Origin of the sequence: Streptomyces glaucus, from assembly GCF_039533365.1 — a bacterium.
GTDB lineage: Bacteria > Actinomycetota > Actinomycetes > Streptomycetales > Streptomycetaceae > Streptomyces > Streptomyces glaucus.
Genome location: NZ_BAAATK010000006.1, coordinates 67,461 through 81,648 on the forward strand (window position 1 = coordinate 67,461; position 14,188 = coordinate 81,648).

Sequence of the window (14,188 nt, forward strand, 5' to 3'; positions counted from 1 at the left end):
CGGTGCGGATTCCTCCGGGGCCGGCCGTGCGGCCGTCGCCGCCCGGGCGGGGTCGCCGCTCGGTGCGGAGAGGAGCGTCCCGTGTCCCGGGCCGTCGAGGCGCGGGTGGGGGGCACGATCGCCCGTGGCCCTGCGCACTCACGCACGCGGTCGCCTCCCCTCAGACACCCGGCTCCGCCGCGATCCGCCCCGCCCGTACCGCCGTCACCAGGTCGGCGTGGTCGGCCTCGGTGCGGTCGGCGTAGGCGACGGCGAAGGCGGCCACGGCCTCGTCCAGCTCCTCGCTCTTGCCGCAGTACCCGGCGATCAGGCGTGGGTCGGCGCTGTGGGAGTGGGCGCGGGCCAGGAGGGCGCCGGTCATGCGGGCGTAGTCGTCCATCTGGTCGGTGGTCAGCGCCGTGGGGTCGACGCTGCCCTTGCGGTTGCGGAACTGCCGCACCTGGAAGGGCCGTCCCTCGACCGTCGTCCAGCCCAGCAGGATGTCGCTGACGACCTGCATGCGCTTCTGGCCGAGGACCACCCGTCGGCCCTCGTGCTCGGCGGACGGCGTCTCGAAGCCGGCCGTCACCAGATGCGGCACCAGGGCCGACGGACGGGCCTCCTTCACCTGGAGCACGAGTGCTTCGCCGCGGTGGTCCAGGAGCAGCACGACATACGACCGGGTGCCGACGCTGCCGGTGCCGACGACGCGGAACGCGACGTCGTGCACCGCGTGCCGGGCCAGCAGGGGGAGCCGGTCGTCCGGGAGCGTCGTCAGGTACTGCTCCAGGGAGGCCGCGACCGCCGCCGCCTCCGCGTCCGGAACGCGTCGCAGCACCGGCGGGGCGTCGACGAAGCGGCGTCCGCCGTCCTCGGTGGGTTCGGTCGATCGGGCCGCGAAGCGCCCGCTGGTGTTGGCCCGGGCCTTCTCGGAGACCCGTTCCAGGGTGCCGAGCAGGTCGTGCGCGTCGGTGTGGGAGACGAGTTCCTCGTCGGCGATGGCGTTCCACGCGTCCAGCACCGGCAGTTTGGCGAGCAGCCGCATGGTGCGGCGGTAGGCGCCCACCGCGTCGTGGGCCGCCCGGCGGCAGGCGTCCTCGTCCGCGCCCGCCTCACGGCCCGCGAGCACCAGCGAGGCCGCTAGGCGCTTGAGGTCCCATTCCCAGGGGCCGCGGACCGTCTCGTCGAAGTCGTTCAGATCGATGACGAGGCCGCCGCGCGCGTCGCCGTACAGGCCGAAGTTGGCCGCGTGGGCGTCGCCGCAGATCTGGGCGCCGATCCGGGTCGTGGGCGTGCGCGCCAGGTCGTACGCCATGAGTCCCGCCGTTCCGCGCAGGAAGGCGAAGGGGGTGGCCGCCATCCGGCCGATCCTCATGGGGACGAGCTCCGGAATCCGGCCGCGGTTCGACTCCTCGACCGCGCGCACCGCGTCGGGGCGGGCCGCGTCCGGGTCCAGCGCGGCGTGCGCCCGGCGCGGCACCCGCTTCCGCAGCGCCTTGCCCTCCTCCTTGGGGGACCCCGCGGCGGGCCATTCGGCGAAGCCCGGAACCCGCGGCAGCCGACGCTCCCATGCCGACGGCGTCCGAGTCGTCGCCTCCGAACCACTTCTGGTCATACCGACTGCCTCCCCCGCACCCGCACGAACATCAACTCGTGCAGACCGTACAGCCGACGGCCGGAACGCGTCAGACCCTGTGGACAACCCCACAGGTGTGGAAACCGGCCGGTTCCGGCACCCGGGGAGACCACCCGGAGCCGGACGACCGGAACTCAGACCCTCGGCACCCAAGCCGGCGGAGCCCAAGCCATCGGCGCTCAAGCCGTCGGAGCTCAAACCATCGGCGCTCGGACCGTCGGCACCCCAGCCGTCGGCGTCACCGGAACAACCGTCCGCCCGACCGGGGCCGGCCGCCTCACCCGCCCCGCTCGGTATCCGGAACCCCGAGCCGTCCCGTCCGCGGACGCCTCAGCACCCGGGCCCGAGCGCCTCCTCGGGCAAGTGCTTCTCCGCCCACACCGCCAGCTCCCTGAGGGCCGGCTTCAGCGCGGCCCCCGCCTCCGTCAGCCGGTAGGAGACCCGCAGCGGCGGCCCTTCGGCCACCTCGCGCACGACGAGGCCCGCTGCGGCCAGTTCGGTGAGCCGGTCGGAGAGCATGCGCTCGCTGATGCCGGGGATCGCCCTGCGCAGGTCCACGAAGTACGCGGGTCCACCGGTCAGGACGGACACGATCGGGCCGGTCCAGCGCTTGCCGAGCAGTTGGAAGACGCGGGTGATGCCGCCGTCCACCCGCTTGCACCCCGCCACGTCGTGACTCCGCTCGACCGCCATGCCCTCAGGGTACTGCCCCGCCACAGGTGGCTGAAAAAAAGTAAGCTACTGTGCTATCAATAGTTCTGTACGAATCATTAGCCACGTCACCGAGGCGGCGCGGCCGGGCTCGCCCTGCTCGGACCGCCCCGCCCGGCCCGGCCGACGGCTGTTCGGCTCACGGCACCCGGACCGCGCCACCCGGACCGCGCCACTCGGACCGCGGCCCATGAGTCCACCGCCCACCTCACCGTTCACCTGGAGAACCGCATGGCCACGCTCCTGCACATCGACTCGTCCGTGTTTCCCGCCGACGTCTCCGCGTCCCGGGCCGTGACGGACGCCTTCCGCCGCGCCTGGGAGGAGCAGCACCCGGAGGGCACGGTGATCTACCGGGACCTCGCCGCGGACCCGGTCCCGCACATCACCGCCGACGCCCACAGCGCCGGCTTCGCCGATCCGGCCACGCACACGTCCGGGCAGGCCGCCGCCTTCGCCGAGCGCGTGCGTCTGATCGAGGAGCTGGAGCGGGCGGACGCGGTGCTGATCGGCGCCCCGATGTACAACTTCTCGATCCCGTCGACCCTCAAGGCGTGGCTGGACAACGTGATCCTCCTCGGCCGCACCGCCGCGACCGAGGAGTCGAAGATCAAGGGCACGCCCGTCACCGTCGTCGCCAGCCGGGGCGGTTCCTACGCGCCCGGCACCCCGCGCGAACCCTACGAATACGTGCAGAACTACCTGACGGCGGTTTTCGCCGACGCGCTCGGCGCCGACCTCGACTTCATCGTCCCGGAGCTCACCATGGCCCCGCACAACCCGGAGATGGCCCAGCTGATCCCGCTCTTCGAGGCGTCCCGCGAACGCGCCCTCCAGGACGCCGCCGCCAAGGCCAAGGAGCTGGCCCAGCGCTTCGCCGCGTAGGTCCGCCGACACGCGCAGGAGGAAAAGAACCGGCGAAGCGCCCCCACGCCCCACGACCGCACAAGGCACGACCGCACAAGCCACGACCGCGCAAGGACGGCCGCACAGGGCAGGAGTCCCCGACGAGCCCCGACGGGACTCCACCGAGGCTCCGTCACGCCCCGCCCCGCCCCGCCGACAGCGGCAAGGCGGGGCGGAAGGCGCTCACCGCGTCGCGCCGACGGCCGGGCCCGGTACGCCGGACGCCTCCCTGCTGGGACGATCGCCGGACGAGGACCACCGGACGCACCCGTCCCCGGACGAGAGCAGGCACGACATGCGATGGACCGTCCACGGCGAGCACGCGCTGTACGACACCCCCTGGGTGCGGGTGCGCTCCTTGGACGCCGAGCAGCCGGACGGCACCCGGACGGACTACCACGTGGTGCGGCTGCGGGACGTCGCCGTCGCAGCGGCCGTGGACGACCGGCGGCGCGTCCTGATGATGTGGCGCCACCGCTTCGTCACCGACACCTGGGCCTGGGAGCTGCCCATGGGCCTGGTCGAGGACGGCGAGACCCCGGCGGCCGCCGCCGCCCGGGAACTGGAGGAGGAGACCGGGTGGCGCCCGGACGGGATGCGGGAGTTGATCTACGCGCAGCCCGCGGCGGGGATCACCGATTCCCAGCACTTCGTGTTCCGCGCGGACGGCGCGCGGCGCGTCGCCGAGCCCGTGGAACGCAACGAGTCCGACCGGCTCGAGTGGATCGCGCTGAGCGACATCCGCGGCATGATCGCCCGGAGGGAGATCGTCAGCAGTGCGACGCTCGTCGGCGTGCTGGCGCTCCTGCTGGACCAGGAGGCGTGAGCCACGCACCCGCGCGTCCGGCTTCCGGCATCCTCACCTGCGGCTCCGGGGACGGCGGCCCGGACCTGCTGCCCGGCGGCCTGCCGCGGGGCGGACACGGACCGGCGGACACCGCGCGAGGGCCCGGCGGGGCGGGCGCTCCTCCCGTCGCGCGCCGGCGGCGGGGACGCCGACGCCGGAGTCCCCCTGCTCCCGGGCTGCCGAACCCCGCGGGCCGCATCACCGCGCCTTGAGAGCTTCGTCACAGAACGCGCTCCGGAAACGGCCCGGCCGGGGCCCCGCGTCACCGCGCGGATCGCCGGCGCCCCGTCGGCTCTCCGGCTCTCCGGCTCTCCGCCCCGCTCGACGGCCCGTTTCCGCGGCGCCGGAGACAAGCATCACACTCGTGGAAACAGGAACGGGCGGCATCGTGATCACGATGCCGCCCGTTCCTTCGGTGCGTCAGGAGCACTTTCACAGGTGCTCCCTGGTGCGCGAGGGGGGAGTTGAACCCCCACGCCCTTGCGGGCACTGGAACCTGAATCCAGCGCGTCTGCCTATTCCGCCACCCGCGCATTGGGTGTGTCCTCCGGCTCCGGCCCTTTCGGGCTGGCGCCTTCCGACATCGAGAACATTAGCACGCTCAACGGGGTGGGTTCACATCCCTTGTCGCCGGGCAGGCTCCGGACCGGATCCCCCTTCCGACCACCCCCGGACGACACCCCCATGCAGGCGCCGAACAGCCGCCCACCAGCACCGCCGTCCCAAACCGGCCCCCGGCCCCGCCGGGAAGGCACCCGGCCGGCCCCGGCGTCCCGAGGCACGCGTCCCGGGGACGAGCCGCGCCGCGGGGACGAGCCGCGCCGCAGAGGAAAAAGAGGGCCGGACGCGCGCCGCAGGGGCAACCAACCCCCGCCCCGGCGGCAACCGGTTCACGTATCAACCTCGTACCGGTCCCCCCGTCCGGCCAGGAGCCGGTCGGGGTCCACAGCCGGGTGCGGGACACTGGTCTACGGCCGCCTCTACGATCCATGGCAGAAGTGCGCACGGCAGTACGCGCGCGTACTGCCGGTGGAGTTCGAAGGGCGACTCCGCAGGGAACCTCGGCAGGCGTCGGCACCCGTCGACACCGGTCGACCGGGCCGACAGGGGGAACCACCCGATTCACCGGCGCGTGGATACGATCAGTAAGCAGTACCAGGTAGGCAGTACGCGAAGCGGTACTGCGGGCAGTACACAGGACGGCAGCGACGGAGGAGGTGCCCCATGGGAGTCCTGAAGAAATTCGAGCAGCGTCTCGAAGGTCTGGTCAACGGCACCTTCGCCAAGGTGTTCAAGTCCGAGGTGCAGCCCGTGGAGATCGCGGGAGCGCTCCAGCGCGAGTGCGACAACAACGCGACCATCTGGAACCGCGACCGCACCGTCGTGCCCAACGACTTCATCGTGGAGCTGAGCGCTCCGGACTTCGAGCGGCTCAGCCCCTACTCCGGCCAGCTCGGCGACGAGCTCGCCGGCATGGTGCGCGACTACGCCAAGCAGCAGCGCTACACCTTCATGGGCCCCATCAAGGTCCACCTGGAGAAGGCGGACGACCTCGACACCGGCCTGTACCGGGTGCGCAGCCGTACGCTCGCCTCCTCCAGCAGCCAGCAGGCCGCCGCGCCCGCCGCCCCGGCCGGCAGCCCCGGCGGCTACGGCTACCCGCCCGCGGCTCCCGCGGGCGCCCCGCCGATGCCCGCCGCGCCGCCGCCCGGCGTCCCGGCCGGGCGGCCCGGCGGCTACGGCTACCCGCCGCCCGTTAGCGCCCAGCGGCCCGGCGCCGCGGGCGCGCCGGGCGGACGCACCCGCTACTGGATCGAGATCAACGGCACCCGCCACCAGATCTCCCGCCCGACGCTGGTGCTGGGCCGCAGCACCGACGCCGACGTGCGGATCGACGACCCCGGCGTGTCCCGCCGGCACTGCGAGATCCGGACCGGAACGCCCTCGACGATCCAGGATCTCGGCTCCACCAACGGCATCGTGGTGGACGGGCAGCACACCACCCGCGCTACGCTCCGCGACGGCTCGCGGATCGTCGTGGGCAGTACCACCGTTATCTACAGGCAAGCCGAAGGGTGATCCGGGGGCAATGTCAGAGCTGACCCTCACGGTCATGCGGCTGGGTTTTCTGGCCGTTCTGTGGCTGTTCGTGATCGTGGCCGTGCAGGTCATCCGCACCGATCTGTTCGGTACGCGCGTCACCCAGCGCGGGTCGCGGCGTGACGCGGGCCGCGCATCGCAGGCCGCGCGCCAGGCGCCGCCGCAACAGCGCCAGCAGCCCGCGGGCGGACGCGCGCGCCGCAACGCCCCCACCAAGCTGGTCGTGACCGAGGGCACCCTCACCGGCACCACCGTCGCGTTGCAGGGCCAGACCATCACGCTGGGCCGGGCGCACGACTCGACGATCGTGCTGGACGACGACTACGCCTCCAGCCGCCATGCCAGGATCTACCCGGACCGCGACGGCCAGTGGATCGTGGAGGACCTGGGCTCCACCAACGGCACGTACCTGGACCGGACCCGGCTGACGACCCCCACACCGATTCCGCTGGGCGCGCCGATCCGCATCGGCAAGACCGTCATCGAGCTGCGGAAGTAGTACGACAATGAGCGAGCGGAGCGAGCACGCAGCGGCGGTCCCCACCCCGGGCCCCGGCGCGCTCCCGACCGGAGGGTGGGCAGTGTGGCTCGACACGACCGGCTGTACCCGGAGCCGACAGGCGAGGTGCGCATGAGTCTGTCACTGCGCTTCGCCGCCGGATCGCACAAGGGCATGATCCGGGAGGGCAACGAGGACTCCGGTTACGCCGGCCCGCGCCTGCTCGCCATCGCGGACGGCATGGGCGGCCAGGCGGCCGGCGAGGTCGCCTCCTCCGAGGTGATCTCCACCATCGTCGCGCTCGACGACGACGTGCCCGGCTCCGACCTGCTCACCTCGCTCGGCACGGCCGTGCGGCGCGCCAACGACCAGCTGCGCCAGATGGTCGAGGACGACCCCAGCCTGGAGGGCATGGGGACCACGCTGACCGCGCTGCTGTGGACCGGCCAGCGGCTCGGCCTGGTCCACGTCGGCGACTCGCGGGCGTACCTGCTGCGGGACGGCGTGCTGACGCAGATCACGCAGGACCACACCTGGGTGCAGCGCCTCGTCGACGAGGGGCGGATCACCGAGGAGGAGGCCAACACGCACCCGCAGCGGTCCCTGCTGATGCGTGCGCTGGGCAGCGGCGACCACGTCGAGCCCGACCTGTCCATCCGCGAGGTCCGGGCCGGCGACCGCTACCTCATCTGCTCCGACGGGCTGAGCGGGGTCGTCTCCCACCAGACGCTGGAGGACACCCTCGCCAGCTACCAGGGCCCCGAGGAGACCGTGCAGGAGCTGATCCAGCTCGCGCTGCGCGGCGGCGGCCCCGACAACATCACCGTGATCGTCGCGGACGTCCTCGACCTGGACACCGGCGACACCCTCGCGGGGCAGCTGTCCGACACCCCGGTCGTGGTCGGCGCGGTCGCCGAGAACCAGAGCCAGCTGAACGACAACGGCTACCTGCAGACGCCCGCCGGCCGCGCCGCCGGCCTGGGCCGCCGGGGATCCGGGCGGGGCGGCGAGTTCGGCCCGCCCGGCAGCGGCGACACCACCGGCTACATCCCGGCGGCCGGCCTCGGCTACGGCGACGACGACTTCACCAAGCCCGGCAAGGGCCGCAAGTGGCTGAAGAGGTCCCTCTACGGCGGCCTCGCCCTCGCCGTCATCGGCGGCGGCCTGTACGGCGGCTGGCGCTGGACGCAGACCCAGTACTACGTCGGCGCCAAAGGCGAGCACGTCGCGCTGTACCGGGGCATCAGCCAGGACCTGGCCTGGGTGAAACTGTCGCAGGTCGAGCGGGACCACCCCGAGATCGAACTCAAGTACCTGCCGCCCTACCAGCAGAAACTGGTCAAGGCGACCATCGCCGAGGGCGGTCTGAAGAACGCCCAGGCGAAGATCGAGGAACTGTCGGTGCAGGCCTCCGCGTGCAAGAAGGAGGCGCAGCGGCGCGCCGCACAGAGCGAGAGGAACGCCGAGACGGGCCAGGGCGAGGCCGGAGGCACCACGGGAACCACACCCGCCTCCTTCACGTCCAAGGCCACGCCGACGCCGACCCCGCCGGGCGGTGCCCCGTCCGGTTCGACGTCGGCCACCCCGAACCCGAACCCGTCCACGACCGCACCCACTCCCAGCCCCGGCCCCAGCCTCTCGGAGGAGGAGCAGAAGGTCGTCTCGCTGTGCGGTAAGCAGTAGGCAAGCCGTGAGAGGCCCCCGTCACACGATGAGCAGTACTACGAACTCGCCGACGCACCACACGTCCACGATCGGCGCCATCGGAGCGCCCAGCCGGCGCAACACCGAGCTCGCACTGCTGGTGTTCGCCGTCGTCATCCCGGTGTTCGCCTACGCCAACGTGGGCCTGGCCATCAACGGCGAGGTGCCCTCCGGGCTGCTGAGCTACGGCCTGGGCATCGGCCTGCTGGCCGGCGTCGGCCACCTCGTGGTCCGCAAGTTCGCGCCGTACGCGGACCCGCTGATGCTGCCGCTGGCCACGCTGCTGAACGGGCTCGGGCTCGTCGCCATCTGGCGGCTGGACCAGTCGCCGCTGCTGCAGTCCATCGACCAGGCCGGCGGGGCCGCGCCACGCCAGCTGCTGTACACGGCGATGGGCATCGGACTGTTCGTCGTGGTGCTGATCTTCTTCAAGGACCACCGCGTCCTGCAGCGCTACACGTACATCTCCATGGCCGGCGCCCTGATCCTGTTGCTGCTGCCCCTGGTACCGGGCCTCGGCAAGGACCTCTACGGCGCGAAGATCTGGATCTCGGTCGCCGGGTTCTCCATCCAGCCCGGTGAGTTCGCCAAGATCGTGCTCGCGGTGTTCTTCGCCGGCTACCTGATGGTCAAGCGGGACGCGCTGGCGCTGGCCAGCCGCCGCTTCATGGGCCTGTACCTGCCGCGCGGCCGCGACCTCGGCCCGATCCTCGTCGTCTGGGCGATCTCGATCCTCATCCTGGTCTTCGAGACGGACCTGGGAACGTCGCTGCTGTTCTTCGGCATGTTCGTGATCATGCTGTACGTCGCCACCGAGCGGACCAGCTGGATCGTCTTCGGCCTGCTGATGTCCGCGGCCGGCGCGGTCGGCGTGGCCAGCTTCGAACCGCACATCCAGACTCGTGTGCAGGCCTGGCTCGACCCGATGCGCGAGTACCAGCTCAGCCGCTCCGGGGCCAGCGACGGCATCGTCCACTCCGAGCAGGCCATGCAGGCGCTGTGGGCGTTCGGCTCCGGCGGCACCCTCGGCACCGGCTGGGGCCAGGGCCACTCCGACCTGATCCGGTTCGCCGCCAACTCCGACTTCATCCTCGCCACCTTCGGCGAGGAGCTGGGCCTGGCGGGCGTGATGGCCCTCCTGCTGCTGTACGGCCTGATCGTCGAGCGCGGCATCCGCACCGCCCTCGCCGCCCGTGATCCCTTCGGCAAGCTGCTGGCCGTCGGCCTGTCCGGTGCCTTCGCGCTCCAGGTCTTCGTGGTCGCCGGTGGTGTCATGGGACTCATCCCGTTGACCGGTATGACCATGCCGTTCCTCGCGTCCGGCGGTAGCGCGGTCATCGCCAACTGGGTCCTGATCGGCGTGCTGCTGCGCATCAGCGACACCGCCCGCCGCCCGGCACCCGCTCCCGCCGCCAACCCCGATGCCGAGATGACTCAAGTGGTGCGCCCGTGAACAAACCCCTGCGTCGGATCGCGGTCTTCTGCGGCCTGCTGGTCCTCACCCTGCTGATCCGTGACAACTGGTTGCAGTACGTCAAGGCCGACAGTCTGAAGAACGACACGAACAACCGCCGGGTGGCCATCGAGCGGTACGCCACGCCGCGCGGCGACATCATCGTCGACGGCAAGGCCATCACCGGCCACACCACCACCTCGGGCGACTTCAAGTACAAGCGCACCTACAAGGACGGCGCCATGTGGGCGCCGGTCACCGGCTTCGTCTCGCAGGCCTACGGTGCCAACCAGCTGGAGTCCATCGAGGACGGCATCCTCACCGGCAACGACGACCGGCTCTTCTTCCGCAACACGCTCGACATGATCACGGGCAAGAAGAAGGAGGGCGGCAACGTCGTCACCACCCTGGACGCCGCCGCGCAGAAGGCCGCGTACGACGGTCTGAAGGCGCAGGGCGGCAAGGGCGCCGTCGCCGCCATCGAGCCGTCCACCGGCAAGATCCTGGCGCTGGCGTCCTACCCGTCGTACGACCCCTCGACGATCGCCGGGGGCAGCGAGTCGGACGAGAACGCCTGGAAGAAGCTCCAGAAGGAGAACAACCCGGACGACCCGATGCTGAACCGGGCGCTGCGCGAGGTCTACCCGCCCGGCTCCACCTTCAAGGTGGTCACCGCGGCGGCGGCCCTGGAGCACGGGAAGTACACGAGCGCGGACGAGAAGACCGAGACCCCGCTGCCGTGGATCATGCCGGGCACCACGACCCCGCTGCGGAACGAGGGCAACATCCCCTGCGAGAACGCCACCCTGCGGGTCGCCCTCCAGTACTCCTGCAACACCGTCTTCGGCAAGATCGGCTCCGACCTCGGCAACGACAAGATGCTGGAGACGGCCAAGAAGTTCGGCTTCACCGAGGAACAGTTCATCCCGGTGCGCACCACCGCCTCCGTCTTCTCCGACGACATGAACCAGTCGCAGACCGCGCTGTCCTCGATCGGCCAGTTCAACACCGCGGCCACCCCGCTGCAGATGGCCATGGTCGCCTCGGCCGTCGCCAACAACGGCACGCTGATGAAGCCGTACATGGTCGACGAGCTGCAGGCCCCGAGCCTCGACACCATCGAGAAGACCGAGCCGGAGGAGCTGAGCCGGCCGCTGTCGGCGGAGAACGCCCAGATCCTGCAGTCGATGATGGAGACGGTCGTCGAGGAGGGCACGGGCAAGAACGCGCGGATCCCGGGCGTCACCGTGGGCGGCAAGACGGGTACCGCCCAGCACGGCGTCGACAACAGCGAGAACCCCTACGCCTGGTTCATCTCGTACGCCAAGAGCGGCGACGGCAGCTCGCCGGTGGCCGTGGCCGTCGTGGTCGAGGACGAGAACGCCAACCGTGACGACATCTCCGGCGGCGGCCTCGCGGCGCCGATCGCGAAGGCCGTGATGGAGGCCGTGGTGAAGGGCAAGTCGGGGTCGTGAGGCCCCCGGGGAGGCGGCCGCGGCTCCCGAGCGGGAAGGCGTAAAGGCCCGCTCCCGCCGGCCCGGACGTATTAATTTTTCACCGTCCATGCCAACGGGGGAGAAAAACAAACAAGCCGCGCCCGGGTGCGTCGGCCGCGGCGATGACGATGTCGGCTCCGGTGTACGAAAACACCGGAGCCGACGCTCGTCCGGACGCCGGACGGCCCGGCCCGGGGAAACCCGGACCACCGCCGCGCATACGCGGACCCGGCCTCTTCGGGACCTCCGCGGGTCGACGCGTCCGGCGGGGCGGCGGCCCGGCCCGCACCCGGGCGAGCGACCGGCGGCACCGCGGCCGGCCGCCCCGCACCCGCCCTGTTCCCCGTCGCACGGCAGGGCGCGATCGGCTTTCCGACCGCGCGGGTTTTCCGGCCACCCGGGCGGAATTCATCACACTCCGCGCGGTAAGCCGGCTCACAAAACCTTTTCGGCGACGATTCTGGAATCGGCCGGTTTCTGCCGGTTTTCCCCTTCTGTTGCCCGGGGATTCCGCAACCGATTCACTACCGCACGCTACAATTAGAGACCCTAAGTGATCGATAACCGCGGGATCGCCCGACGCTTCCGGTCTAATGCGCGATACCGGTCCGATATCAGGTTTCGGCGCGGTGCGGAACAGGGTGGGCGCGCCCGGTAGCGTAGGCCCGGACAGCACACCGCCGGACCACACGAGGGTGCGGTCGGGACCGACGGAGAGGGCTGGTAGGTAGCTTATGGAAGAGCCGCGTCGCCTCGGCGGCCGGTACGAGCTGGGCCAGGTGCTCGGTCGTGGTGGCATGGCGGAGGTCTACCTCGCGCACGACACCCGCCTCGGCCGCACCGTGGCGGTGAAGACGCTGCGCGCGGACCTGGCGCGCGACCCGTCCTTCCAGGCCCGGTTCCGCCGGGAGGCCCAGTCGGCCGCCTCGCTCAACCATCCCGCGATCGTCGCGGTCTACGACACGGGCGAGGACTACATCGACGGGGTCTCCATCCCGTACATCGTCATGGAGTACGTCGACGGCTCCACGCTGCGCGAGCTGCTGCACAGCGGCCGCAAGCTGCTGCCCGAGCGGGCCATGGAGATGACCATCGGCATCCTCCAGGGCCTGGAGTACGCCCACCGCAACGGCATCGTGCACCGCGACATCAAGCCGGCCAACGTCATGCTGACGCGCAACGGCCAGGTCAAGGTGATGGACTTCGGCATCGCCCGCGCGATGGGCGACGCCGGCATGACGATGACGCAGACGGCGGCCGTCATCGGCACCGCCCAGTACCTCTCCCCGGAGCAGGCCAAGGGCGAACAGGTCGACGCCCGTTCCGACCTGTACTCGACCGGCTGCCTGCTGTACGAGCTGCTGACCGTCCGCCCGCCCTTCGTCGGCGACTCCCCGGTCGCGGTCGCCTACCAGCATGTGCGGGAGGAGCCGCAGCCGCCGAGCGTCTTCGACCCCGAGATCACGCCCGAGATGGACGCGATCGTGATGAAGGCGCTGGTCAAGGACCCCGACTACCGCTACCAGTCGGCCGACGAGATGCGCGCCGACATCGAGGCCTGCCTCGACGGCCAGCCGGTCGCGGCCACCGCCGCGATGGGCTCGGTGGGCTACGGCGGCTACCCCGACGACCAGCCGACGACGGCCCTGCGCTCCGACGCCGGAGCCGGCGCCACGACGATGCTGCCGCCGATGAACCCGGACGACGGCGGCTACGGCTACGACGACCGGCCCGACCGGCGCCGCCAGAAGAAGTCCAGCACGTCCACGGTCCTGCTGGTCGTGGCGGGCGTCCTCGTCCTGGTCGGCGCCATCCTGATCGGCCGGTGGGTGTTCAGCGGCAACGGCGGTGTGGGCAACGACATGGTCCCCGTGCCGAACTTCGTCGGCGAGACGCGGGAGAACGCCGAGAAGCAGGCCGCCAACTCGGACCTGCAGCTGTCGTTCACGCAGAAGGAGTGCGAGAACCAGCCCAAGGGCAGGATCTGCGACCAGGACGTCCAGCCCCGGACCGAGGTCGAGAAGAACAGCACGATCAAGCTGGTGGTCTCCACCGGCGCGCCGAAGGTGGCGGTGCCGAGCGTGATCGGGCTGAGCCTCGACGAGGCCAGGTCCAAGTTGGAGGGCGACGACTACCAGTTCACGGTCAAGACGCAGACCCGGGAGTCCTCCGAGGAGCCGAACACCGTCCTCGACCAGGACCCGATCAAGGGCGAGGAGGTGCAGAAGGGGTCGACGATCACGCTGACGGTCGCGAAGGAGAAGCAGCAGTCGACCGTTCCGGACGTCCTCGGCCAGAGCTGCGACGCGGCCAAGGCGCAGATGACGGCCAGCGGCCTGGTCGGTGAGTGCACCGAGGTCGACACCACCGACGCCAACCAGGACGGCAAGGTCATCCAGACCGTCCCGTCGGCGAGCACGCAGGTCGACCCCGGCTCCAAGGTGACCATCCAGATCGGCAAGGTCGTGGAGAAGCAGAAGACCAAGGTGCCGGACGTGCGCGGAAGGACGGTGGCGCAGGCCAAGCAGACCCTGCAGGCGGCCGGCTTCACCAACATCCAGTTCGCCGGCGGCAGCGACCAGGGCGACACCGCGATCGTCACCGACCAGGACCCGAAGGGCGACCAGGAGGTCGACGACCCGGCCGGCACGACGGTCACCCTGACGACCGTGGGCTTCGGCGGCAACAACGGGAACAACGGGAACAACGGCAGGAACGACAACGGCGGCTTCTTCGGCGGCTTCACCGGCTGACCGCCGTACGCGATCCGGTTGCGCCCCGGCGGGATCCACCGCCGGGGCGCACTGCTGTGCGGGGCGCCGCGGCATGGAATCCGAGTCCCGCGGCGGTCGCGCCC

At 71.3% G+C, this 14,188-nt stretch carries 10 protein-coding genes and 1 tRNA gene; 8 read left to right on the forward strand and 3 right to left on the reverse strand.

The genetic code is table 11. The features are described from left to right. Positions 1–160: 160 nt before the first annotated feature. Together ABD363_RS06580 and ABD363_RS06585 are read right to left on the reverse strand one after the other, a co-directional pair. Entirely contained in the window at positions 161–1,594 is a 1,434-nt protein-coding gene (locus ABD363_RS06580) for a DUF2252 domain-containing protein (protein WP_344600558.1), read from the reverse strand. Between the two features lie 351 nt (positions 1,595–1,945). Further along, positions 1,946–2,308, reverse strand: coding sequence for a winged helix-turn-helix transcriptional regulator (locus ABD363_RS06585; protein ID WP_344600560.1), 363 nt, complete (start codon positions 2,306–2,308; stop codon positions 1,946–1,948). A 249-nt stretch (positions 2,309–2,557) separates the two neighbouring features. Between ABD363_RS06585 and ABD363_RS06590 the strand changes: the two genes are divergently transcribed. Continuing rightward, positions 2,558–3,211 (forward strand): FMN-dependent NADH-azoreductase, encoded by a 654-nt coding sequence (locus ABD363_RS06590; RefSeq protein ID WP_344600562.1) that lies wholly within the window; start codon positions 2,558–2,560, stop codon positions 3,209–3,211. Positions 3,212–3,527: 316 nt separating this feature from the next. Next, positions 3,528–4,058 (forward strand): NUDIX domain-containing protein, encoded by a 531-nt coding sequence (locus tag ABD363_RS06595; RefSeq protein ID WP_344600564.1) that lies wholly within the window; start codon positions 3,528–3,530, stop codon positions 4,056–4,058. Positions 4,059–4,525: 467 nt separating this feature from the next. Here the strand turns inward: ABD363_RS06595 and ABD363_RS06600 are convergent. Continuing rightward, positions 4,526–4,612, reverse strand: a tRNA-Leu gene (locus ABD363_RS06600). Positions 4,613–5,303: 691 nt separating this feature from the next. Between ABD363_RS06600 and ABD363_RS06605 the strand changes: the two genes are divergently transcribed. The 6 genes from ABD363_RS06605 to pknB all read left to right on the forward strand — a co-directional run bounded on the left by ABD363_RS06605 (position 5,304) and on the right by pknB (position 14,084). After that, positions 5,304–6,158, forward strand: a complete 855-nt coding sequence (locus ABD363_RS06605) for an FHA domain-containing protein (protein ID WP_344600566.1) — start codon at positions 5,304–5,306, stop codon at positions 6,156–6,158. Between the two features lie 10 nt (positions 6,159–6,168). Then, complete coding sequence (locus ABD363_RS06610; RefSeq protein ID WP_344600568.1) at positions 6,169–6,678, forward strand: FHA domain-containing protein FhaB/FipA; 510 nt, start codon at positions 6,169–6,171, stop codon at positions 6,676–6,678. A 132-nt stretch (positions 6,679–6,810) separates the two neighbouring features. After that, positions 6,811–8,361 carry a Stp1/IreP family PP2C-type Ser/Thr phosphatase gene (locus ABD363_RS06615; RefSeq protein ID WP_344600570.1) on the forward strand — a complete coding sequence of 517 codons (1,551 nt, stop codon included), beginning with the start codon at positions 6,811–6,813 and terminating at the stop codon, positions 8,359–8,361. A 28-nt stretch (positions 8,362–8,389) separates the two neighbouring features. Next, positions 8,390–9,835 carry an FtsW/RodA/SpoVE family cell cycle protein gene (locus ABD363_RS06620; protein WP_344600572.1) on the forward strand — a complete coding sequence of 482 codons (1,446 nt, stop codon included), beginning with the start codon at positions 8,390–8,392 and terminating at the stop codon, positions 9,833–9,835. Beyond that, positions 9,832–11,310, forward strand: a complete 1,479-nt coding sequence (locus ABD363_RS06625; protein ID WP_344600574.1) for a peptidoglycan D,D-transpeptidase FtsI family protein — start codon at positions 9,832–9,834, stop codon at positions 11,308–11,310. The genes ABD363_RS06620 and ABD363_RS06625 overlap by 4 nt, the downstream gene beginning before the upstream one ends. Before the next feature lie 755 nt (positions 11,311–12,065). Further along, on the forward strand, positions 12,066–14,084 hold the full coding sequence (pknB, locus tag ABD363_RS06630; protein ID WP_344600576.1) for a Stk1 family PASTA domain-containing Ser/Thr kinase: 2,019 nt from the start codon (positions 12,066–12,068) through the stop codon (positions 14,082–14,084). Positions 14,085–14,188 lie beyond the last annotated feature (104 nt).

Coding starts and splice junctions, on each gene's coding strand:
- ABD363_RS06580 (WP_344600558.1), bottom strand. CDS start 1,594: ATGACCAGAAGTGGTTCGGAGGCGACGACTCGGACGCCGTCGGCATGG.
- ABD363_RS06585 (WP_344600560.1), bottom strand. CDS start 2,308: ATGGCGGTCGAGCGGAGTCACGACGTGGCGGGGTGCAAGCGGGTGGAC.
- ABD363_RS06590 (WP_344600562.1), top strand. CDS start 2,558: ATGGCCACGCTCCTGCACATCGACTCGTCCGTGTTTCCCGCCGACGTC.
- ABD363_RS06595 (WP_344600564.1), top strand. CDS start 3,528: ATGCGATGGACCGTCCACGGCGAGCACGCGCTGTACGACACCCCCTGG.
- ABD363_RS06605 (WP_344600566.1), top strand. CDS start 5,304: ATGGGAGTCCTGAAGAAATTCGAGCAGCGTCTCGAAGGTCTGGTCAAC.
- ABD363_RS06610 (WP_344600568.1), top strand. CDS start 6,169: ATGTCAGAGCTGACCCTCACGGTCATGCGGCTGGGTTTTCTGGCCGTT.
- ABD363_RS06615 (WP_344600570.1), top strand. CDS start 6,811: ATGAGTCTGTCACTGCGCTTCGCCGCCGGATCGCACAAGGGCATGATC.
- ABD363_RS06620 (WP_344600572.1), top strand. CDS start 8,390: ATGAGCAGTACTACGAACTCGCCGACGCACCACACGTCCACGATCGGC.
- pknB (WP_344600576.1), top strand. CDS start 12,066: ATGGAAGAGCCGCGTCGCCTCGGCGGCCGGTACGAGCTGGGCCAGGTG.